Below are 20527 nucleotides of genomic sequence, written 5' to 3' on the forward strand. Positions count from 1 at the left end.
GTGGGGATGATGGTGAGAAGGCGATCGCTCAACTGGAAGCAGCCCTCACAACCCGGCTTCAGGAAACCCTCAATGCTTCCCAACTTCAGGTACAGGTACGCCAACGGGAATCGACCCTCAGCGTGCTGGTGAGTGCGCCGGAAACTCCCGCGTCCGATGCGGTGATGGCAGCCCTACAACCTTACCTGGCAACGGTGCTGCCGGATGGGATGCAGCAGGTGGTCGTATATGGGCGATCGCTCCAGGATGATGTGCCTACCTGGTCTACTGACTTTCCGTTATAAATAACCTGAGTTCGGGTTAAGGGCGTTTTCGAGTGCTGCGTAACGCGCAGCACTCGAAAACGCTCATTTGGGGTGCGCAAAGCGCACCCCAAATGAGCACTTCAGCTTATCCCGAACTGAGGTTAAACAATGTTAGTTTAGGGCTAATTAACCATAATTCGGGATAAGCCCAAGAGCCTATTGAGTCATACGCAGAGTGTATGGAAAAATAGGCTTTTTTGAGGGGTGCGCCTCGCGCACCCCTCAAAAAAGCCCTTAACCCAAACTTGGGCTAGTTAGGATTACCTAAAGAGGTGGGTGCGGCACTCAGTACCGCACCCACCTCTTTAGGAGCTGAAAGTTTCTAGCCGATGTACTGAGCTTCGGCTTGCAGTTGACGCAGAAGATCTTCATCACCCCGTGCTTGAGCTGCTTCCATGCGGCGTTGCAGATTTTGGCGCAGGTTTTCGCGGTGAGCCTGAGCGATTTCGTTCCGGGATTGCTTGGGATTTCTCAACATAGGACGCGGGGATGAACGATATAGTGTCTTCATTTCTCAGATTATCATTTTCTAGATTTTTCTGTAACCATCTATACAAAAAATAAATAAAATTCGTAGCCCTTGCTACACAATAACTTCAGCTATTTTAATGGCTAAGATGAGAAATGAAAATAGGAAAGTTCACCCTAATGGGCTACCTTGAGGCTTTTTGCTCCTCTTCCAGTCGATAGACTATCCGTTTCATCTTGAAATGAAGGATAGAAGCAACTCATTGGGGTGGTGTTCTAAACATTTGGATGGAGTGTGGTGAAAGGGTTGCAAATGCCTTCGCAGTAACATATAGCTTAAGCATTCTTGTGCTTTTGCGCGCCACAAGAATGCCTAAGTCTTGAACCAGCCATACGCTTAGAACAGTATCTGGCTGGCGAACTGGCAGCAATTCTCATTTTGGAATCTAGCCGAAAATAGTCCGCCGAAGGCGGGCTATTTTCGGGCTTCAAAGCTGAGAATTACTGGCGAACTGGGCTGAATATCGCGAGCTCCAAGGCTAGTGCGGTAGAATAAAGTGTCGGTGTTCGCTACCAGTCTTCGTACTACGACCGATTGCGTTTCAAGTTCCTATCCGTCTGCCTAAGACTGGTGCCGTTTGCGGCGACAGACCGATTTTACTTCTGGAGTTTCATGACCTTTTCTAACCTCGGTCTATCCGATGGGATTGTCCGTGCGGTTACTGCACGGGGCTACACGGAGCCAACACCCATTCAGGCTCAGGCCATTCCAGCTATTTTGTCGGGCCGCGATGTGCTGGCTGGGGCTCAAACAGGAACGGGAAAAACCGCTGGGTTTACTCTGCCAATTTTGCAACGGCTTTCGACTCAACCTGTCTCGAACTTGGGGCATCGCCGTCCTCCCATTCGAACCCTGATTCTAACTCCCACTCGCGAACTGGCTGCTCAGGTAGAGGAGAGCGTTAAAGCCTATGGTGTCCATCTCGGCCTGAAGTCCATTACGGTATTTGGTGGAGTCAATATGAATCCCCAAGTACGCCAGTTGAAAGGGCGGGTTGATATTTTAGTGGCGACACCGGGCCGCTTGCTAGATCACGTGCAGCAAGGCACTGTGGATTTGTCTCAGGTAGAGATCCTGGTGCTAGATGAAGCTGACCGCATGTTAGACATGGGCTTTATCCGCGATATTCGCCGTGTTCTCAACCTTCTGCCAAAACAGCGCCAAAATCTTCTGTTCTCGGCTACTTTCTCTCCGGAAATCAAATCTTTAGCTCAATCGTTGTTGCATGAGCCGGTATTGATTGAGGTGCCGCCCGTGCATCCAAAAGCGGAGTTGATTACTCAGAAGGTATATCGGGTGGCGAGCGATCGCAAATCTGACCTCCTCACCCATCTGATTAAGCAAAACAACTGGTATCAGGTATTGGTCTTTACCCGTACTAAACACGGTGCCGATCGCCTTTCTAAGAAGCTAGCTCAGGCAGGCATTACCTCTCTGGCAATCCATGGAAATAAGAGCCAGGCCGCACGGACCCGCAGCCTGGCTCAATTTAAGGGCGGTAATGTACAGGTGCTGGTGGCTACAGATATTGCAGCTCGGGGTATTGATATCACGGAGCTGCCGATGGTGATTAACTACGAGTTACCCAATGTGCCGGAGGACTACGTGCACCGCATTGGGCGAACGGGGCGCGCTGGGTCTGAGGGAGAAGCGCTGTCTCTGGTTTGTGCTGATGAATATAAGTATTTGTCAGACATTGAGAAACTGATGAAACGCTCGGTGCCTCAGGAGGTGGTTGAAGGATTTGAGCCGGATTCCTCTGCTGTGGCAGCAAATTTAGGTAGGCAGTCTGGTCATGCTGGACGGCAGGGGCGATCGCAACCCAACCAGTCATCCTCTCATAAGCCAAAGCTTCGTTCTCAAGATTCATCTCCCCGGAAATCTGCGCGATCGGGGCAGGCTCATGCTAAGCCTGTGCCCTCGTCTCGTTCTGTTTCTGAGCGGCGGAAGGCTCATTAGAACTACGGTGTTGTGGGTGGTGCATTTTGTGCACCACAGGTAACAAATCGGAGTTCAAGTTAAGGGCTTTTTCGAGTGCTGGCATTGCCCGGCACTCGAAAAAGCTCATTTTGGTGTGCGCGAAACGCACGCCAAAATGAGCACTTCAGCTTGTCCCGAACTGAGGTTAACAAGAATACTTGAGGTGTTGTGGATTTGCTTGAGCTCTGAATCAATTGGGTTGTAGTATGAGGTTTGGCTTGGGGGCGCGTCGCCCCCCAAACCCCCCGACTGGGGAAACGGCAGCCCGTTCCCCCAGTCCCCCTTCGGTTAAAGGGATTTTGCAGGAGATGCGTTAGGCCGCTTCGCATTTGTGGGGGTTGGATTCAGGCTGGGGTGATGGTGGCCTGTGCAGTTATAGGGGCAACTGGATCCTTCTATCAAATCTGGTTGAAGAACCCTAGTATGCAGTAGTGCGACGCATAACGCGTCGCACTACTGCATACTGCATCACGCAAAAACAGAGCTTTCGTTTGTTGTGATGTGCTTTGCACACCACAACAACAAATATGCATCAAGTACAGTGGCTTGTTAAGTTCTATAAAGACTTAGGAGATTTCCAGATAAGAACTTCCCCATTATTTGGAAAAAAGGCGCGGCGAAGCCGCGCCTTTTTTCCAAATAATGGGGATATTGTTTCTCAGAAATCTCCTTACTCCAGGAGATCGGGTTCTTCTCGGACGATTTTGTCGTACAAGGATTGGAAAGAGAACCAGCCCATGTAGTGGGAACCTACCTGGCTGAAGGTGAGTTGTGCAACTTCATGGGGAATGACGACGGGTTTTCCGGCGGCCTCGGCAGCAAGTTGGGTTTGGCAGGAGCGATCCATGGTGATGAACCACCAGGCGGCTTCGTCAACGGAGTGGCCCACTGTTAGCAGGCCGTGGTTGCGGAGAATGGCGGCTTTGCGCTCGCCCAAGATGGTGCCGATGCGTTGCCCTTCGGAGGTGTCTAGCACGACTCCGGTGTAGTCGTCGAATAGGGCGTGGTCTTCGTAGAAGGAGCAGGCGTCCTGGGTGATGGGATCGAGTAAACGCCCCAGGGAAGCCCAGGTTTTGCCGTAGAGTGAGTGGGCATGGGCAGCGGCGACAACATCTGGGCGGGCCTGGTGGATCTGAGAGTGAATGGCAAAGGCTGCGGCGTTGACGGGGCGATCGCCCTTCACCACTTCTCCCTTATGGTTCACCAGTAGCAGATCGGATACGCGGATGTGCCCGAAATACATTCCAAATGGGTTTACCCAGAAGTGGTCAATTAGCTCTGGGTCGCGGGCTGTAATGTGACCGGCTACCCCTTCATCAAAGCCATAGCGGGCAAATAATCGAAAGGCTGCTGCCAAGCGCTGTTGCCGATGTAAGCGTTCTTCCTGGACCGAACCGAAGACGGGAGGTTGGGGCAGATTGGGTTGAATCATGGTGAGATTAAGGGGTGGCGAGTTTTTGCAATGCGCTCAAGCAGTTATGAGCTAGAGGATGCCTAGGGTCAAGTTTTTGGGTACGTTTCCAGACGGCGGTCGCTCCATCCCATCAACCCCAGAGAGCCTGGAGCTACCCAGCAAGGGCATGAAAGTCTGGGTTAGCGTGGCGGCGGTTGCAGACAGTTCTCAAACTTAAATTTTGGTTGTAGACACCATTCGACCAGAACCTATGTAAGAGACCATTATGTTGTCAGATGATAGGAGGTTTCCCAAGCTTCGGCTATCTTCTGTTAAGACTCCAGCAATTCTCATGAAGTAGATCACACCCTTCCGGCAGCTTTATATAAAAACGGTATCAACTATAAAACCCAAATATAGAAGTGCGCGGGGCAAAGCCCCGCGCACTTCTATATTTGGGTTCTTCAACCAGATTTGATATTACTCAGATGGAGTATTTTCATCGCCTGTTTTGGGCCGTTCCATCGCAGGGGGATAGTGAAGAGTTTCCACTTCGGCGCGATGGGCTGCATTATTGGTCAGCTCTTCGGGCAATTCATCCATGGGGTCTTGCGACATGTCAGATGCTTCACCAATAACGCCGGGGGCGTTTACATTGGGTTTTGCAGAATGGCCTTTATGGCTAGCTTGTCCACCGGGCATAATACAGTCCTCAACTTGATGTACGAGCGGAAGATTCTCCTACGGGAATGGAATTGGGCCGCACCCGCATCCACCCCAGTCCAGCAATTAGCGTGTTAATCAACAAGAAGCCGATGTCATACAGGGATTGATAGGGACCTGACTTAACGTGATGAATTTGTAAGAGATGGTGGTCGATAATCCCTTCTGTCACGTTAAAGAGCCCAAATCCCAGCATTAAAGCTCCCCAAAAAATCGCTCCGGATCGGTTAGCATCCGGCTGCTTCAAGGCCTGCCAAAGGATAATCAGGCCTGTGATCTCCACCGTCCAATTCCACAGATGAAATAGGCCATCACCTAAAGTATTGAGATCCATTCCGGCAATGGTGTTGGTGGCATCAACGTTAGAAAACATGTGATGCCATTGCAACAGTTGATGCAACACAATCCCATCAAAGAAGCCAGCATGGCTGGCTCCCAACAGGATGCCAGCGAAGATCAGAGGACGGCGATCGCCTTTGACTAAAGCAGTTTCTTTGACTGCTTCAGAGTCGGAAGCCATGGGGTTGGGAACAGTCATGGTGGAGATTTGAAGTATATAGGAGAATTCCCGTCTGTGCTTACGGTAGGAGGTGCGAGGCGATCGCTGGAACTGTCGATGGTAGGAGATATCGTTTGGCCGAGGAGGGGCACAGTGCGCCCCTCCTCAACGTACAGAAGTTATGGACAATGCCTAATCCTGCTGGATAGTGTGGATAGAACGACCCAATGATGGAGAGGAGACGACGATGCCCAACTTGCCTGTGAAACGGATGGTGCTTTACAAGCATGGGGTGGGTTTCTTTGAGCGTTATGGCTCGGTGGGGAGCAGTGCGGCGGTGACGCTCACCTTCAAGAAAGAGGAGATGAATGACATCCTCAAAAGCCTGGCAGCGTTTCCTCAGGGGGAAGGGCACGTGGTGAATGTGTCTTATGAGACGCCGGAGGAGAAGCAGGCAGCCTTGGCGAAAGCGCCAATTGTATTGAGTGAGAATGAGGCGTTGCTGGATCTGGTGCGATCGCTCCGAGGTCGTGCTGTTCGCTTTCACCTGGCGGAAAATGGCGATGAAGCGAGCCGCCCGCAATCCCTTACAACACCAGGCTCCGAGTTTGTCGTGAGTGGTTGCCTGGTCGGTGTGGACCAACTGGAGGCGCAGCCGGAGAGCACGCTAATTTCGATCATGACGGTGGGTGCTGAAGCGGATAGTACCCCGAACTTGCGCACCTACCCCTTGTCCCAAGTGCGAGGGTTAGATATTCTCGACCCCCAGAGCGGCAATGACTTGCGCTATGTGCTGGAACTGAGCCAGGCCCGTGAAGACAAGCGTAGTGTGACGGTGCTGCTCGATCGCCCCAATGAAAATCTGCTGGTAACCTACGTCGCTCCCACGCCAACCTGGCGCGTTAGCTATCGTCTGGTCTATACCCCTGATCAAGCTCCTGAAGGTGGCGCAGGCAATGCCGAAACGGGGCAACTGTTGATTCAAGGTTGGGGCATTGTTGATAACCAGCTGGACGAAGATTTGGAAAACGTCTCGTTGACACTGATTGCTGGGCAACCCATCAGCTTCGTCTACGACCTCTACACACCACGCTTTATCGATCGCCCTCAAATACAGGACGAGGAGCGTACGGTTCCTGGTCCTGTGATGTTTCAGGAAGCTTTGATGGCTCCCGCATCAATGGCTCCTGATGCTCCTGATGCTTTTTATGCTTTTGAGGAACCCAGTATCGACTTTGAGATGAGCCGTTCTTTCATGGGTAAGGCGTCGTCAGCGCCAGCAGCTCCCATGCGACGTAGTTTGGAGAATGCTACGCAAGTGCAGGCAACAGGTGTTGCCCGAGGCGAGTTATTTCAGTACGACGTAGGCATTCCAGTCACCATCAAGCGAGGTCAAAGCGCTATGGTGCCGATCCTCGGGGCGACACTGGCAGGACGGAAACAGCATTTGTTCAACTCTGAAAAACTGCCCGATCATCCGGTTGTCACGATTTCTGCGACCAACACGACAGGGCTCATTCTGGAGCGTGGCCCTGCCACCGTTTTGGAAGCCGATAATTATGTAGGAGAAGCGGTACTGGCATTTACGTCAGATCAGGGAGAATTTTTTGTGCCCTATGCAGTGGATTTGGGGGTCCAAATAACGCCCGATGTGAGTAGCCAGGAAGAGACAGCGGCGATCGCCTTCGGCCAGAATGACTACCTGATCCACGATTGGTATCGCATCACGCAAACCACTTACACCATCGAAAACCGCAATCCCTATCCCATCAAGTTGGTGATCGAACAGCGGATTCATCCCCAGAACACATTATTTGATACTCCTGAGCCTGTTGAAATAACGGCAGAATTTCAACGCTGGCGCATGACTGTCCCAGCTCGCAGCTCACAAACGTTCATTGTAAAAGAACGGCAACAGATTGCCCGGCAGGAACGTGTTAGCGATCTCAGCTATGAAACTTTGCAACGGTATTTGGATGAAAAATTTATCGATAAAAACTTCTACGAGCGACTGCACGATATTCTCGATCTCTACCAACAAGTACGCCAAATTGAACGAGAAGTGAAACATCGGACTCAACAGCAAGAACGCTTCGCTCAACAACAACAGGAAGCGGCTGACAAACTTAATCCCTTAGGCCGTGATGGAGAGGAAGGCAATTTACGGCGACGGTTTGTGGCGAAAATTCAAGAATTGGAAGATGAGTGCGATCGCCTCCTGCGCGAGATTGCCGAACTGCAACAACAAGTTCCTGCACTGCAACAGCGCATTCGCCAGCAATTGCAACGTTTAGGCTAGTGGTCTGTCAATGTTCAAGTGTGGGGTTATCCCACACTTGAACATGAAACTTGAGGATTTTTTGAGGGGTCGCAGACCCCTCAAAAACTTCTTGACAGAGTACTAGGGGGCGACAAAAAGAAGCCGCAGCTCTCACAGAACTACGGCTTCTCAGATTTTGGATGCGATTAAACGGTTGCGTCTTCTTTCACCAGCTTGTCCCAACCCAAATCTTTGAGAGCGGTGTTACGGCGTAGGGGACGTGTTACCAACTCCAGAATGTCTCGGGCGTTGCCGAAGCCATGAATTTGGGCGAAGGTGAATTCTACCGACCACTTGGTATTGATACCACGGGCTTCCAGGGGGTTGGCGTGGGCCATGCCCGTAATCACGAGATCCGGCTTCAGGTCATGGATGCGTTGCACCTGATTGTAGTTGTCGGGCTTCTCCACAATCCGGGGGAAGGGCACGCCCATATCGCGGCAGGTTTGCTCGAGTAGAGCCAGTTCCGCAGCCTGATAGCGCTTATCCATGTAGGGAATGCCAATTTCGGGCACCGTCATACCGCAGCGAATGAGGAAGCGGGCCAGAGAAATTTCTAGCAGATTATCGCCCATGAAGAACACGGATTTGCCGCGAATCAGTTGCAGGTAATCTTCCAGGTTGTCCCAAATCTGAGCTTCCCGCTCATCCAGGCCCTTCGGTTCAACCCCAAACACGGAGCAGATTTTCTCCACCCAGGCGCGAGTACCATCCGGGCCGATGGGGAACGGCGCACCGATGAGCTTACACTTACGGCGACGCATGAGGGTGGTTGCTGTGCGCGACAGGAAGGGATTGACGCCGCACACGTAGGAGCCTTCTTCCAATACCGGTAGCTCTGTGTAGCGCTTGGCCGGGAGCCAACCAGAAACCTTGATACCTTGCCGCTTCAATTCCAACGTCAACTGGGTGACGACGGGATCGGGCAGAGAGCCAAACAAGACCAGAGATGGATGATCCACATATTCGGAGGCTTCAGCCGCGACGTCTTCTTTCTTGCGGCCAAAGTTCAGCAGCTTTTGCAAACCACCCCGTTCCTCCTTCTCTTCCTCAGAGGCGGGAGCCTGACTGGGACAACGGGCCGCCATCGCAGCCAGCACCGTATCTTCGCCCTGGGTGAAGGCGTAATCCAACCCATTGGCACGGGCAACCACGATGGGGATGCCAATTTCTGCCTCCAGCTTGGGAGCCAGCCCTTCTAAATCCATCTTGATAATTTCGGTGGTGCAGGTGCCGATCCAGACGATAACGGAGGGGTTGCGATCGCGCTTAATCTGGTCACACAACCGCTTCAGCTCGTCGTAATCATTCAACTGTGCGGAAATATCACCCTCTTCCAGCTCCGCCATTGCATAACGAGGCTCTGCGAAAATCATCACCCCCATCGCGTTTTGCAGGAAGTAGCCGCAGGTTTTAGTCCCAATTACCAGGAAGAAGCTATCCTCAATCTTCTGGTAAAGCCACGCTACACAGCTAATCGGGCAGAAGGTGTGATAGTTCCCGGTTTCACAGTCAAAGTTGAGAGCTTGGGGTTGAGCGTCAGCAAGGGTCATAGTGTTGGAATCCTTGGGGTGGATGAGTCAATGCGTGGATGAGTAAATTCTTTTTCTTCTACCTTTCGCTTCCTTGCCTCCTGCTCCTTCTGTCCCCTACTTTTTGCTGGATTCGCGATCGCGAGCTGCTCCGCTATACCGGGCACCTTCGCAAGATTCATCGATCAGAGAGGGTAGCTTTTGGGATTTTGCAGATTCGAGAGGTTCGAGGGCGGGAGGGGATTGGGACGGAAGCATCTTAACGGGTTTGTTTTCTTCCTCAACGGCCTGGAGGGTTTGTAATTCCTCGTTAGGGTTGAAGTTTAGACCCAGGGCCAGGATGATGCGATCGGGATTATTGCTAAGGCTAACGACCAGGGGAAGGAGTTGAGTGAGTTGGGGTTCGAGGGATGCCAGAGTTCCCAAAATGAAACTGGAGGAGGGACGGCGTTGGCCTCCGCAATCGACCCAAACCCCCAGCTGATCAATCCATTCACGATTTTCCTGGTAGTAGCTTAGCCAACGACGTTTTAGAGATTGACGCAAGTATTGAATATTCACGCACCTGAACCATTAACAAGCAAAGGAACTATCTAAGATTATGTTTGAGAAGTTCCGTAAGGAATTGATTTTTATGCACTGGAAGTACGAAAAAAATCGCTTCTCAAACACCTCTAAGATTTTGCATTGAATTGGTTTCAGGCTTGAACATAACCGCAACCAATCGTAAGGATTAAACCATCATCAAATCCATGTCTTCACTCTCGCTTTTTGGAGCGTGCTTTTCTGGATTGAGATAGAAATCAGATAGCAAACTGAACAGCTCGCGATCGGGAGAATCGTTAGGAACAACTCCTTCTGGGGAAGCCAAAATTTGGTCTGCAATGTTCAGATAGAAGTCACAGACATAGTTGAGCGAGGGATCAGATTCTGCCATTTCAAACAAAGTTTTGCCTTTGACCCGCGATACGCGAATGTCTTCAATCAGCGGCAACACTTCCAGCACTGGCATGGGAACGGTTTCGATGTATTTGTCGATCAGGTCGCGCTTGGCAGTACGGTTACCGATCAACCCGGCCAAACGCAATGGATGCGTGCGGGCTTTTTCTCGGACAGAGGCTGCAATCCGGTTGGCGGCAAATAGCGCATCAAAGCCATTATCAGTCACGATCATGCAGTAGTCAGCGTAGTTGAGAGGTGCCGCAAAACCACCGCACACCACGTCACCCAACACATCGAACAGAATGACATCGTACTCGTCAAAGGCGTTGAGCTCTTTCAGGAGCTTCACTGTCTCACCGACTACATAACCGCCACAACCAGCCCCAGCAGGAGGGCCACCGGCCTCAACACAATCCACACCGCCATAGCCCTTGTAGATCACATCTTCGGGCCAAATATCTTCGTAGTGGAAATTCTTTTCCTGCAAGGTGTCGATGATGGTGGGAATCAAAAAGCCTGTCAGGGTGAAGGTGCTATCGTGCTTCGGGTCGCATCCGATTTGTAGAACCTTCTTGCCTCGCCGTGCCAGTGCAACGGAGATATTGCAACTGGTCGTGGATTTACCGATTCCACCTTTTCCATAGACGGCTAGTTTCACGAGCGGGTTCTCCGTAGTACGTGTAGAGGGCGATTGAGGGGATTAGAGAGAGGAGAGAGTGCAGACTTTCCCGGAAGCAATCGGGAAAGCCTGCGGGTGTAAATGGAAAAACCATTTAGTCCTTTAACCTTCCGGTCACACTTTGCATTATTCACGGAAGAATGGGCTGTGGGAAGGGTACTGAAATTTGGAAATGCGAGCAAATGGAAGCAAAAAGCAGCATCAAGTACATTGAAGCTCATTAAAGGTGCAAGAGAGTTTATTAGAGCTTAAGCGATAAACAGAATCTCTTTGTGTCTTCCTTTTGTAGAAAGAGGAACAATAGACAAATAGATTAAAGCTTCAAATCTTTAGAATTACGATTGATTTTCGTCTAGAGCCTAGCTGCCATGCTCTCGAAGAGCTTCAAGCGGCTGAGCCAGTCTTTGAATGAAGCGATCGCCCCCCACTTCAGATCGCCCTGGATCCCTTCCTATTCAAGGAGACAGCCCTTTCCCTATAGCTTCGAACCAGAGGGATGAACCGCAAAAATCATCCTTAACTTTGCTGAGGATCGTCGGTCAACCTGTCCTTAAAAACGACGAAAAATGGGCATTTCAGAATTCCCTGTAAATTATGATGAATTTTTTGAGATGCAGGGTCTGGAGAAGGAGACGCGTTGAGTATTTTGACTGGTTTTGCTGGAATAGAGGCTTTTCTACAGCCTGCCCAGAGTAATTTGGCACAAGGCGCTGTCTTTTCCTTGGGCATTGCCGCTTTGTTGGATTACCTGATTGGCGACCCATGGGGATGGTTGCATCCAGTGCAGGTGATGGGCTGGGTAATTGGCCAATACAGCCGATGGGTGCTGAAAACCTTCGATAATCCAGCAGCCCAACGAATAGCTGGTGTCGGTTTAACCCTGTTGCTGGTGGTGGGGAGTGGCGCGATCGCCTGGCTGATCATCATCGCTGCTCACCAACTGCATCCCTTCTTTGGCCTGGCTGTGCAAAGCGTGTTACTCGCCAGTTGCTTTGCTGGACGCAGCTTAAGAGCAGCCGCAGAAGACGTTTTGCGGCCCCTTGATGCAGGTGATTTGGAAACAGCGCGGTTGACGTTGAGCCGCTATGTGGGCCGAGATACCGCTCAGCTATCAGAAACAGAAGTGCGGCGGGCGGTGCTGGAAACCGTGACGGAAAACGCAACGGATGGAGTGATGGGGCCGTTATTTTGGGCGATCGCTGGGCTTTTCCTGCCCACAGGCCCGGCACCTTTAGCTTTGGCCTATAAAGCCGCCAGTACTCTCGATTCTATGGTGGGGTACCGAGAAGCCCCCTACACCTATTTGGGGTGGAGTAGCGCCCGCTTTGAAGATGGACTGACCTGGATTCCCTGTCGTCTCGCGGTTCTGACCATTGCACTACTCTCTGGCCGACCGGGGCATGTACTTCGCATTTGCCGCCGCGATGCACCTCAAGATCCAAGTCCCAATGCAGGTTGGAGTGAGTGTGCTTATGCCGCAGCGTTGGGAGTGCAGGTGGGTGGCACGAATGTCTATCGAGGGATCGTTAAACAGAAGCCACTGTTAGGTGATGGCACACAGCCCATTACAACGCAGATTATTCATCAGGCAATGAGATTGACACGGTGGGCATTTCTGGGATGGCTGAGTGGGGCGATCGCCCTTATCTCCGGAAACGCCTTATTCAATCTGAGTTTGGGTTAAGGGCTTTTTCGGGAGGCGCGCGAGGCGCGCCCCAAAAAAAACATTTTGTCGTACGCATAGCGCACGACAAAATGAGCTCTTGGTCTTATCCCAAATTGAGGTATTCAAAATTCTCTTAACTTCTGGCTTAACTTCCTAAACGCCGGTGGTTCAAACCGGGCTTAAGCGGCAAACTAACGTCATGGTCAGAGAACGGCAACCCCCGCCAGCTAAACCCAACGCCTTAAAACACCCCCCATCAAACACCAGAAGCCCTCATGAACCTTTCCTACCGTGGCATTTCATACCAATCTAAATCTCCTGTAGTCGAACCGGGTGAGACGACTCAAACGGCCCGCTTCCTGGGTAACCCCTACAAAGTCTTACAAGCCAGAGTCGTCCAGCACCAAAATTCCGCTCCTCTCAAATATCGTGGTATCGACTACAACGCCTAACCCCATTCTCCGCGTTCTCCAGTTTCCGCTTTGCCCCCCTCAATCTCGGAGTTCTCACCATGCACCTTTCCTACCGAGCGATTTCCTACAGAATCACGACCCCTGCCATTGAGCTCACCGAAACGGATCAGACTGCTCTCTCCGTGAGTAACCGCTTTAAGGTCCAGCAAACAACGGTTGCCCAACGGACTGGGGTTGTATCCAATCTGAAGTATCGCGGTGTTGAACCGAGTACCTGATATTGCCTGCGATGCTGATGCAAAGAACCCCCATCCAATCGGCATCCGCTAAGGCAAGTGCGCTGTGCGTCTACAATCAACTGCTCCTACTCTGAACACACACGAGCCTGAGAGGTATCTCAGGCTTTTTTCTTGGGTCAATTAGGAGAAAAGCTGCGCTCTTTTTTGATCGCTTCGTAGTGTATGGCTATGTGGATGGGATGTGGTGAGAGGGATACGAAGCGCTCCTCTCACCACATCCCATCCACGGGTCTATGACAATTCCGTTCTTATTCTGTTGCGGAGGCGAGGTGTTGTTGGGAGCGACGGGAGCCTTTGTAAAGCTTCCGGGTTGGGTTAGTGGCCCATTCTAGTGAGAGCAATGCGCCATTGAGGGCAAAGGCTAGAACCGAGACAGCGATCGCCCCTGCCCAGATCTTGTCATAGCGTCCGGCTTGAGCAATGCCATCGAAGAGTAGCGTGCCCAGCCCCCCCGCACCAAACTTGGCTCCGATGGTGGCGATCGCGATCGCCACCACTGCCGACAACCGCAGTCCTGCTAAGAAAATGGGCAGAATTAGCGGTACCTGCACCTGCCACCAGCGCTGCCACACACTCATCCCCATCCCCCGTGCTGCCTCAATGACGGATGGGGAAATGGCCTGCAAGCCTACCACCAAATTTCGCACCAGAATGACCTGGGTGTAGATCACCATCGCTGCAATCACTGAGCGATCATTCAACCCAAAAAAGGGCACCAGCAGAATGATCAGGGCCAGGCTGGGAACCGTATAGAGGATGCCCAGGGTGCCGAGAACGGGTACATTGAGCCAGCGGTAGCGGTAGATGAGCAGGGCCAGGGGGAGGGCGACGAGGACGGCGATCGCCAACGTCAACAGCGTCATGCTCAGGTGCTCCAGCACCAACTTCCAGACCACGGCGGGATTTTGGAGAATGTAACCCATCAAGCACCTGCCCCGACACTGGCTGAATCGCGAATGTGCTCCAGAGTCAGGAACCCAACGGCATTGCCGTCTTCTAGCACAGTCAAACGACGGGCCCCCGTCCGGAGGATGAGGGAAAGCGCATGGCGCAGGCTGTCGTCGCGGGTAATGGTGGGTTCGGCATCGGTGTGGGCGTAGTTGGGGGGCATATCCATCATGGCCGTCTCCACACGCAGCAGGCTGAGTTGCCGCACCATGTCATCAGCTCCCATCAGCTCGTGGACAAAGTAATCTGCTGGTTGCGTCAGGATGTGGAACGGGGTGTCATATTGCACGACCTGCCCGGTCCGCATAATCAGAATGTTGTCAGCCAGGCGCAACGCTTCTTCAACATCGTGAGAGACAAATAGAATCGTCTTCTTGAGTTGTCGTTGCAATCGCAAAATCTCATCCTGCAATGCGGTGCGGGTAATGGCATCGATCGCCCCAAACGGTTCGTCCATCAAAATGACCTGCGGATCACCGGCCAGAGCACGGGCCACACCCACCCGCTGCTGCTGACCACCTGAGAGTTGAGCGGGATAGCGATCGCGAAAATCCCCTGGATCCAATGCTACGAGCGTGAGTAACTCATCCACCCGCTCTTGAATTTTGGGACGTGACCAACCCAATAACTTGGGCACCACGGCAATATTTTGGGCCACCGTCATGTGGGGGAAGAGACCCGATTGCTGGATGACGTAACCAATTTGTTTCCGCAGGCTTGTGGCTTTCATTCGCCGGATATCCTGCCCATCCAGGTAAATCGTGCCAGAGGTGGGCTCATAGAGCCGGTTCACCATCTTGAGCAGAGTGGTTTTGCCGCAACCACTCGGCCCCAGCAACACGACGAGTTTGCCGGCTTCAATTTCGCAGGTCACTTCATTGACGGCCAGTCGAGATGCCCCCGGAAACCGCAGTGAGACTTGATTAAACTGAATTGCGCTCACAGTAGGTTGACCTCAACGTGTGTACTCAAGTTTGATTTTTCGTACTGGCGCGCGAAAAATCAAACGCTAAAGCAACCCCTCTTCTGTTAAAAACGTTTTCGCGACATCCGCAGGCTCTTTTTGGTTGCCGCTTACTTCGTAGTTAAGGCGTTGCATCACTTCATCGGTGAGCTTAGGAGCGAGAGCGTTCAGCGTATCGGCCAGCTGAGGGTTGGCATCAATGGCAGACTGCCGAACAACGGGAGCAACCTGGTAAGGAGGGAACAGCTTCTTGTCGTCTTCCAGGAGAACCAGATTGAAGGCGCTAATTTCTCCATCGGTGGCAAAAGCAACTGCCACATCCGCTTCGCCATCAACGATCGCCTTATAGCGCAGCCCAGGATCAACGGCCTTGTATTCCTTCAGTTGAAAATCGCCATACGCTTTCTGGATGCCGGGAAGACCATCCTCTCGAGCCTGAAATTCGGGTGGGCCGACAAGGGTTAAGGAGCTCGCCTTGGCCGCCATATCGGAAATGGTTTTGATGCCCAGCTCATCGGCTTTCTCGCGGGTCATGGCCAATGCCTGGGTGTTGTTCATTGGAGCAGGGTCTAGCCACACCAAATTGAACTGCTCTTTGTAGGCTTTCGAGACGGTATCAAAGACCTGTTGTTGATCGCTGTTGGCAGGGCGTTTTAGAACGGTGAGTAACCCCGTTCCGGTGTACTCAGGATACAGATCAATTTCGTCGTTGACTAAACCCGCTTGAGCGACTGGGGTTCCGCCCAGATTTAGCTTACGTTCGACCTGGAACCCGGCTTTCTCCAGTGCCAGGGCGTACATTTCGCCAATAATGAACTGTTCAGTAAAGTCTTTAGACCCTACGCGGATAGGCCCGGATGAGGCGGCATTATTGCTGGTATTAGAACTACCTCCGGTGCAGGCCACGATGAAGGTAGCGGTCATAAGCGCCAGCAGAGGCAGGATCAAAAAGCGCCGAAAAAATCGCATATCGAACTCCTGGAGCAATGGGAAGGGGGAATTACAGATGGGGTCAGGAATCAGAACGACGGACAGTTTGGGCGATCGCCTCTACGCTGGAAACGCAAAACAGGGGACAGACGTATTCCTACCCTCAAGTCTTATTCATCATACGGACAGGCCTGGTTCAGGGCAACCACTGAGGGCGTAATCCAACCAGGGGTAATTGCTGGGGTTCAACAGCGGTAGGCTTTCCGTCCTTGTCTTTGAGGATGGGGAAGAACCAGAGGCGGCTGGTGGCGATCGCCGAGCCATCAGAACCCCGCAGGGCCTCCTGGTTGTCGGGGCTATCCGCCGTGACAGTCTGGTCGAATAGTAAGCCCAAGCCGTCAGGGGCAAGGCTCATTTGAATATCTCGCTGAAGGGGTAGCTTGAGCAGATCGATCCGTTCACCACTCTTTGTATTCACCGTGGTCAGAATAGGCTGTTCAATAAACTGATCACCTGGCAATAACTTGGTAACCAGGCAGTAAAGCCAGGTTTTGCTGGGATCAAACTGAGCCGTCAGGATGGAACCATCGGTGGTGAGCAAATCCTTCTCGGTACCCTGGCTGGTGACCAGGAATAGCGACTCGGTAGGGTTCTCAGGGTCACGGTTGAATTTCACCATGGTGGCGGCTGAGCCATCGGAGGAGAAGCTTAGCACCATGCCAAATTTAGGCAAAAAGTCCAGCGGGTCTGCTCCAGACTGGAGTGGCAGAATTGCCATCCCTTCCCCCTGGGCCATGGCAACAGAGGTACTGTCAGGAGCAACCAGGAAATCGCCACCGGGTTCCGTTTCAACCCGTTCGGGTTCCTTGCCGGGATAGATCACCCAGAGGCCAAATTCGGAAGGGTTCTGGCGGTTGGCTCGTTGAGCGACGACAAATTCTCCACTGGGGGCCAGGTCAAACTTCAAGTTCTGATACTCGCGGTTATCCAGCACGAGTTCAATCACACCGGCCGGTTGAGGGCTGCTTTTGGGTTTGGGGCGATCGCCCTCCACACCCGGCCCTATGGTTGGCGCGCTGATGTGGATGCCTGTTGTGACGGTGTAAACCTTCTGATCCAACCCAAAGGGATCGTTGGAGTTGCGTTGTGTGGCAGAGAAAAGGATGCGATCGCCTGCTGGATAGGGCTCATAGTCCATCACGACCAGATCCGGCGGGGTCAATATTATCTCTTCTTTGCGAGTGAAGTTATTAAGGATGAGACGTCCAGCGCGATCGCCTTCCACCCCCAGGTAAACCAGAGCGCGATCGCGGCCCTGAAACGTGCTTTCGTACAGCAACATTTCCCGGCCATCCCTGTTTTTGCTGTAGAGATCTCGCGCTCCCTGCAATTGCAGCTTGAACTGGGTGCCATAAGGGGCAGGGTTTTCCAGAGTGTAAGCCATACGGCGACCGGCCCAGCTCATCTTGCCCGCCAGGGGAGGATCAATCTTGAGATTTCGCTCCACGCTTTCATGATCCATAGGACGGCTAAAGGTGAGCAAAAAGGCACGGTCTTCGGCTCCGATTTGGCGATCGCCCCAACTAAAATCCCGCACCCGTGGCGCGGTGTGATCCCCTGATAGGGACAAACCTCCGATCAAAAGGCTAAAAATCATGATGAGTATGAGAGCAATGCGATCAATCGGTTGCCAGCGCTTAGAAGGTTTTGAGGGCCGAGACGTCATACTTTAGCGGATCAAGGGTGGAAGAGTGAGGAAGATTAAATTGTAAGGGGCAGAGCAGGCCATTGGCTGTAACAGAGAGGCGGTGTCTAATTTCTTCAGAGGCGGAATGCTCTAAATAGTGAATTCTCAGGGAGCGGATGACGGCCTTTTGAAGATGATGGAAGACTAGCAGCTTCCCCAAAAAGGTGGGCATAATCGGGGCAGGGGCGTTTACCACACATTTTTTTGATACGGCTTGTACTCGTGTTCCGTTTCGCTGCGGCCTAAGAAAAGCCCTGGCTCTCCTTTGGCCTTAGCAAAACTGAATCAATGTTGTGGATATTACTATGACGACCCTCTCTCACACGCTGACGGATTTGGGCCACGAAATCTATCTTGTCCGTAACTTGCTGGCTCCTTCAGTTTGCGAGCATGTCATTCAGGTCGCGGATTCTCAACAATTTGAGGCGTCTCGAACGTTAGGCGATGACATCGATCTAACAGTGCGCGGCGGTGATATATGGCGTTTGGGAGACCCGGCACCACTCGCGCAATCAACGAACAAGCTGTTGATGAGTCAGGTGGTTGTGGTGCAGCGTTTGCTGTACGAACACTACGGGATGAAATTTCCTGTTGCGGAAAACTTCTCAATTTTGCGGTACCAGACAGGGCAGTTTTACCAACGCCATGTAGACAACATCCTTTTAGCAAACCGCTTCCAGGAGGTGCGACGGGGCATCCCAACCCGCGACATCAGTGTGGTGGGTTACCTGAATGACGGCTTCCAGGGAGGAGAGACCTATTTTGATCGCCAGGATATTAAAGTTAGGCCGGAGGCTGGCAGTGTGCTAATTTTTCCGGCTTATTTCACCCATCCCCACCAATCCCTTCCTGTGACTACAGGTACCCAGTACGTGTTCACGACCTGGTTATTTCATTAGACCTCCTGCGTGAGTCGTTGCGTGGCTTCGCTACGCAACGACTCACGCCCTCAAAACCCGATTCATGCAGGAGGTCTATTGACGAATGGGTTTTGTTGGAGACCGAATTAAGAGTTTATCCAAAAAACTAATGTTGGGGGTGTGTATGCATACCACCCTTCCCAAATTAGGTTTTTGGATGGATTCTAATACCAATTCAATACGCAGTTTTTTGACAAGCTGCACTCAGTAACGCTTGTCAAAAACAAACTGTCTAAACCCGATCGCGTAAGGCTATGTGGGGTTAGAACACCCGAAGGCAATGTCTTGGCGGGCAACGCACAAAACATTGCCTTTAAGCGACGACTCACCCGGAAAAATCCTATAAATCTTTCAATGATGAGCATAATCAGGGTTACAGGATTAGCCTTGAGAGAGTATGCTCCTGAACATTAAGCCGTCAGGGAGGGATCTTTGTAATGTCTACTATTTCGGAAGCGGAACGGCAGGCGATCGCCTATCTCCTCTCCCCTCAGTCGGTTCGCGACCGCTGCGGCCAATTATTTGAACTGGCACGAAAGGATAAGCTGGCACATTTTCGGTTAAATCTGTCCCAACTGCCCTTTGCGGCTGATTATGTGCTGGCGGTTATGCGACAAAATTATCCCGACCTACAAGTGCCATTCCATAGCCGATGGCGACACTTTAATGCAGGAGGGAGCGATCGCCTCGCCGAGCTGGATCAACGGCTAGCGTCTCTCAATCCCCTGGAGCAGGCCCGTGCCCGTTTCGATCTCGTCATTCCGAGTGTGTTGCTGGATGCAGGCGCAGGCGCGAACTGGCGTTATCAGGAAGCTGAGACGGGGCAGGTGTCTCAACGCTCTGAGGGGTTGGCGATCGCGAGCTTTCGTATGTTCTGCGCGGGTGCTTTCTCCAGCGTGCCAGCGGCTCCCCTGCAAACAGATTCTGAGGCGCTGCTGAATCTGGATGCTTCTGCCTTACGAGACGGGTTTCAAGTAACGGACGCAAACCCCCTGGTGGGCCTGGAAGGACGACTCCAGTTGATGTGTCGTTTGGGGCAAGTCTTGCGCGATCATCCCCAATACTTTGGTGCTGAAAATCCCCGTCCAGGTTACCTGGTTGACTACCTCTTAAAGCAGTCTGTCGATCAGCAACTTCCGGCTCCTAAAGTGTTAAGTGCTGTCTTGCAAAGCCTGGGTAATATCTGGCCGGGTCGCATTCAACTGTCTGGAATTAACCTGGGGGATGTCTGGTCACATTCTGCGCTAACGGGTGATCAACTGGCTGATGGAGGACTGGTTCCCTTTCACAAGCTTTCCCAATGGCTCACCTATTCTTTGCTTGAACCCCTGCAAACTCTAGGGATAACGATTACTCAGCTGGATCAGCTCACCGGCCTGGCCGAGTACCGTAATGGTGGCCTATGTATTGATACAGGACTGCTAGAACCGAAGCACGAAGCGGTCACGAAAGAGGCTCACCTGCCTTCTTCGGAAATCATTGTGGAATGGCGTGCCGTAACCGTGATTCTGCTCGACAAAATTGCAGATGCGATTCGCCAATCGCTAAACCTTAGCGAAATAGACCTGCCCCTGGTGAAGGTCTTGGAGGGGGGAACATGGGCCGCAGGTCGTCAAATTGCCGCTGAAAAGCGGATGGGCGGTGGTCCCCCCATTCAAATCGAGAGTGATGGCACCGTGTTTTAACGATCGCTATGACAAAATTAGGGCTCTGAGTTTTATTGGAAAAATGTGCGCAG

General features: G+C 52.1%; 19 protein-coding genes. 8 read left to right on the forward strand and 11 right to left on the reverse strand.

What is annotated here, in order from left to right:
• Window positions 1–627: 627 nt before the first annotated feature.
• Window positions 628–783, reverse strand: a complete 156-nt coding sequence (locus H6F91_RS03440) for a hypothetical protein (protein ID WP_190771034.1) — start codon at window positions 781–783, stop codon at window positions 628–630.
• A gap of 663 nt (window positions 784–1446) precedes the next feature.
• Here H6F91_RS03440 and H6F91_RS03445 point away from each other — a divergent pair.
• Window positions 1447–2793: a DEAD/DEAH box helicase gene (locus H6F91_RS03445; RefSeq protein WP_190771035.1), complete on the forward strand. Its 1347-nt coding sequence runs from the start codon at window positions 1447–1449 to the stop codon at window positions 2791–2793.
• Window positions 2794–3484: 691 nt separating this feature from the next.
• Here the strand turns inward: H6F91_RS03445 and H6F91_RS03450 are convergent.
• The gene (locus tag H6F91_RS03450; RefSeq protein ID WP_190774443.1) at window positions 3485–4246 is read right to left on the reverse strand and encodes a class II aldolase/adducin family protein; all 762 of its coding nucleotides are present in this window, start codon (window positions 4244–4246) and stop codon (window positions 3485–3487) included.
• Between the two features lie 58 nt (window positions 4247–4304).
• Here H6F91_RS03450 and H6F91_RS03455 point away from each other — a divergent pair, with 58 nt between their 5' ends.
• Complete coding sequence (locus tag H6F91_RS03455; protein WP_190774442.1) at window positions 4305–4445, forward strand: hypothetical protein; 141 nt, start codon at window positions 4305–4307, stop codon at window positions 4443–4445.
• A gap of 242 nt (window positions 4446–4687) precedes the next feature.
• On the opposite strand, the gene H6F91_RS03460 is transcribed toward H6F91_RS03455, so the two are convergent.
• A complete protein-coding gene (locus H6F91_RS03460) occupies window positions 4688–4909 on the reverse strand; it encodes a hypothetical protein (protein ID WP_190774441.1) in 222 nt (73 codons plus the stop codon).
• A 10-nt stretch (window positions 4910–4919) separates the two neighbouring features.
• Window positions 4920–5468 carry a DUF2243 domain-containing protein gene (locus H6F91_RS03465; protein WP_190774440.1) on the reverse strand — a complete coding sequence of 183 codons (549 nt, stop codon included), beginning with the start codon at window positions 5466–5468 and terminating at the stop codon, window positions 4920–4922.
• A 208-nt stretch (window positions 5469–5676) separates the two neighbouring features.
• Between H6F91_RS03465 and H6F91_RS03470 the strand changes: the two genes are divergently transcribed.
• Window positions 5677–7728 carry a hypothetical protein gene (locus H6F91_RS03470; RefSeq protein WP_190789224.1) on the forward strand — a complete coding sequence of 684 codons (2052 nt, stop codon included), beginning with the start codon at window positions 5677–5679 and terminating at the stop codon, window positions 7726–7728.
• A 167-nt stretch (window positions 7729–7895) separates the two neighbouring features.
• Here H6F91_RS03470 and H6F91_RS03475 read toward each other — a convergent pair whose 3' ends face one another.
• From H6F91_RS03475 to bchL, 3 genes are all read right to left on the reverse strand, one after another.
• Entirely contained in the window at window positions 7896–9302 is a 1407-nt protein-coding gene (locus H6F91_RS03475; protein ID WP_190774438.1) for a ferredoxin:protochlorophyllide reductase (ATP-dependent) subunit N, read from the reverse strand.
• Window positions 9303–9398: 96 nt separating this feature from the next.
• Window positions 9399–9842 carry a DUF5331 domain-containing protein gene (locus H6F91_RS03480; protein ID WP_190774437.1) on the reverse strand — a complete coding sequence of 148 codons (444 nt, stop codon included), beginning with the start codon at window positions 9840–9842 and terminating at the stop codon, window positions 9399–9401.
• 172 nt (window positions 9843–10014) lie between these two features.
• The gene (gene bchL, locus H6F91_RS03485; protein ID WP_190774436.1) at window positions 10015–10881 is read right to left on the reverse strand and encodes a ferredoxin:protochlorophyllide reductase (ATP-dependent) iron-sulfur ATP-binding protein; all 867 of its coding nucleotides are present in this window, start codon (window positions 10879–10881) and stop codon (window positions 10015–10017) included.
• A 718-nt stretch (window positions 10882–11599) separates the two neighbouring features.
• Here bchL and cbiB point away from each other — a divergent pair.
• The 3 genes from cbiB to H6F91_RS03500 all read left to right on the forward strand — a co-directional run bounded on the left by cbiB (window position 11600) and on the right by H6F91_RS03500 (window position 13259).
• The gene (cbiB, locus tag H6F91_RS03490) at window positions 11600–12586 is read left to right on the forward strand and encodes an adenosylcobinamide-phosphate synthase CbiB (RefSeq protein ID WP_190774445.1); all 987 of its coding nucleotides are present in this window, start codon (window positions 11600–11602) and stop codon (window positions 12584–12586) included.
• A gap of 257 nt (window positions 12587–12843) precedes the next feature.
• A complete protein-coding gene (locus tag H6F91_RS03495) occupies window positions 12844–13020 on the forward strand; it encodes a DUF4278 domain-containing protein (protein ID WP_190774435.1) in 177 nt (58 codons plus the stop codon).
• 59 nt (window positions 13021–13079) lie between these two features.
• Window positions 13080–13259: a DUF4278 domain-containing protein gene (locus H6F91_RS03500; protein ID WP_190774434.1), complete on the forward strand. Its 180-nt coding sequence runs from the start codon at window positions 13080–13082 to the stop codon at window positions 13257–13259.
• Window positions 13260–13528: 269 nt separating this feature from the next.
• Here the strand turns inward: H6F91_RS03500 and H6F91_RS03505 are convergent, their stop codons facing one another.
• The 4 genes from H6F91_RS03505 to H6F91_RS03520 all read right to left on the reverse strand — a co-directional run bounded on the left by H6F91_RS03505 (window position 13529) and on the right by H6F91_RS03520 (window position 17848).
• Window positions 13529–14203 carry an ABC transporter permease gene (locus tag H6F91_RS03505; RefSeq protein ID WP_190774433.1) on the reverse strand — a complete coding sequence of 225 codons (675 nt, stop codon included), beginning with the start codon at window positions 14201–14203 and terminating at the stop codon, window positions 13529–13531.
• A complete protein-coding gene (locus H6F91_RS03510) occupies window positions 14203–15171 on the reverse strand; it encodes an ATP-binding cassette domain-containing protein (RefSeq protein ID WP_190774432.1) in 969 nt (322 codons plus the stop codon). The genes H6F91_RS03505 and H6F91_RS03510 overlap by 1 nt, the downstream gene beginning before the upstream one ends.
• A 66-nt stretch (window positions 15172–15237) precedes the next feature.
• Window positions 15238–16161, reverse strand: coding sequence for a glycine betaine ABC transporter substrate-binding protein (locus H6F91_RS03515; RefSeq protein ID WP_190774431.1), 924 nt, complete (start codon window positions 16159–16161; stop codon window positions 15238–15240).
• A gap of 157 nt (window positions 16162–16318) precedes the next feature.
• Window positions 16319–17848 (reverse strand): hypothetical protein, encoded by a 1530-nt coding sequence (locus tag H6F91_RS03520; RefSeq protein ID WP_190774430.1) that lies wholly within the window; start codon window positions 17846–17848, stop codon window positions 16319–16321.
• A gap of 326 nt (window positions 17849–18174) precedes the next feature.
• Here H6F91_RS03520 and H6F91_RS03530 point away from each other — a divergent pair, with 326 nt between their 5' ends.
• Window positions 18175–18768 carry a 2OG-Fe(II) oxygenase gene (locus tag H6F91_RS03530; protein ID WP_190774428.1) on the forward strand — a complete coding sequence of 198 codons (594 nt, stop codon included), beginning with the start codon at window positions 18175–18177 and terminating at the stop codon, window positions 18766–18768.
• A gap of 458 nt (window positions 18769–19226) precedes the next feature.
• On the forward strand, window positions 19227–20474 hold the full coding sequence (locus tag H6F91_RS03535) for a URC4/urg3 family protein (RefSeq protein WP_190774427.1): 1248 nt from the start codon (window positions 19227–19229) through the stop codon (window positions 20472–20474).
• Window positions 20475–20527 lie beyond the last annotated feature (53 nt).

This window comes from Leptolyngbya sp. FACHB-8 (genome assembly GCF_014695575.1).
Taxonomy (GTDB): domain Bacteria; phylum Cyanobacteriota; class Cyanobacteriia; order Elainellales; family Elainellaceae; genus Vacuolonema.

Bases quoted from the DNA above. Each gene is read 5' to 3' on its own strand.
- H6F91_RS03440 (WP_190771034.1), bottom strand. From the start codon at position 783: ATGTTGAGAAATCCCAAGCAATCCCGGAACGAAATCGCTCAGGCTCAC.
- H6F91_RS03445 (WP_190771035.1), top strand. From the start codon at position 1,447: ATGACCTTTTCTAACCTCGGTCTATCCGATGGGATTGTCCGTGCGGTT.
- H6F91_RS03450 (WP_190774443.1), bottom strand. From the start codon at position 4,246: ATGATTCAACCCAATCTGCCCCAACCTCCCGTCTTCGGTTCGGTCCAG.
- H6F91_RS03455 (WP_190774442.1), top strand. From the start codon at position 4,305: ATGCCTAGGGTCAAGTTTTTGGGTACGTTTCCAGACGGCGGTCGCTCC.
- H6F91_RS03460 (WP_190774441.1), bottom strand. From the start codon at position 4,909: ATGCCCGGTGGACAAGCTAGCCATAAAGGCCATTCTGCAAAACCCAAT.
- H6F91_RS03465 (WP_190774440.1), bottom strand. From the start codon at position 5,468: ATGACTGTTCCCAACCCCATGGCTTCCGACTCTGAAGCAGTCAAAGAA.
- H6F91_RS03470 (WP_190789224.1), top strand. From the start codon at position 5,677: ATGCCCAACTTGCCTGTGAAACGGATGGTGCTTTACAAGCATGGGGTG.
- H6F91_RS03475 (WP_190774438.1), bottom strand. From the start codon at position 9,302: ATGACCCTTGCTGACGCTCAACCCCAAGCTCTCAACTTTGACTGTGAA.
- H6F91_RS03495 (WP_190774435.1), top strand. From the start codon at position 12,844: ATGAACCTTTCCTACCGTGGCATTTCATACCAATCTAAATCTCCTGTA.
- H6F91_RS03500 (WP_190774434.1), top strand. From the start codon at position 13,080: ATGCACCTTTCCTACCGAGCGATTTCCTACAGAATCACGACCCCTGCC.
- H6F91_RS03505 (WP_190774433.1), bottom strand. From the start codon at position 14,203: ATGGGTTACATTCTCCAAAATCCCGCCGTGGTCTGGAAGTTGGTGCTG.
- H6F91_RS03515 (WP_190774431.1), bottom strand. From the start codon at position 16,161: ATGCGATTTTTTCGGCGCTTTTTGATCCTGCCTCTGCTGGCGCTTATG.
- H6F91_RS03520 (WP_190774430.1), bottom strand. From the start codon at position 17,848: ATGACGTCTCGGCCCTCAAAACCTTCTAAGCGCTGGCAACCGATTGAT.
- H6F91_RS03530 (WP_190774428.1), top strand. From the start codon at position 18,175: ATGACGACCCTCTCTCACACGCTGACGGATTTGGGCCACGAAATCTAT.
- H6F91_RS03535 (WP_190774427.1), top strand. From the start codon at position 19,227: ATGTCTACTATTTCGGAAGCGGAACGGCAGGCGATCGCCTATCTCCTC.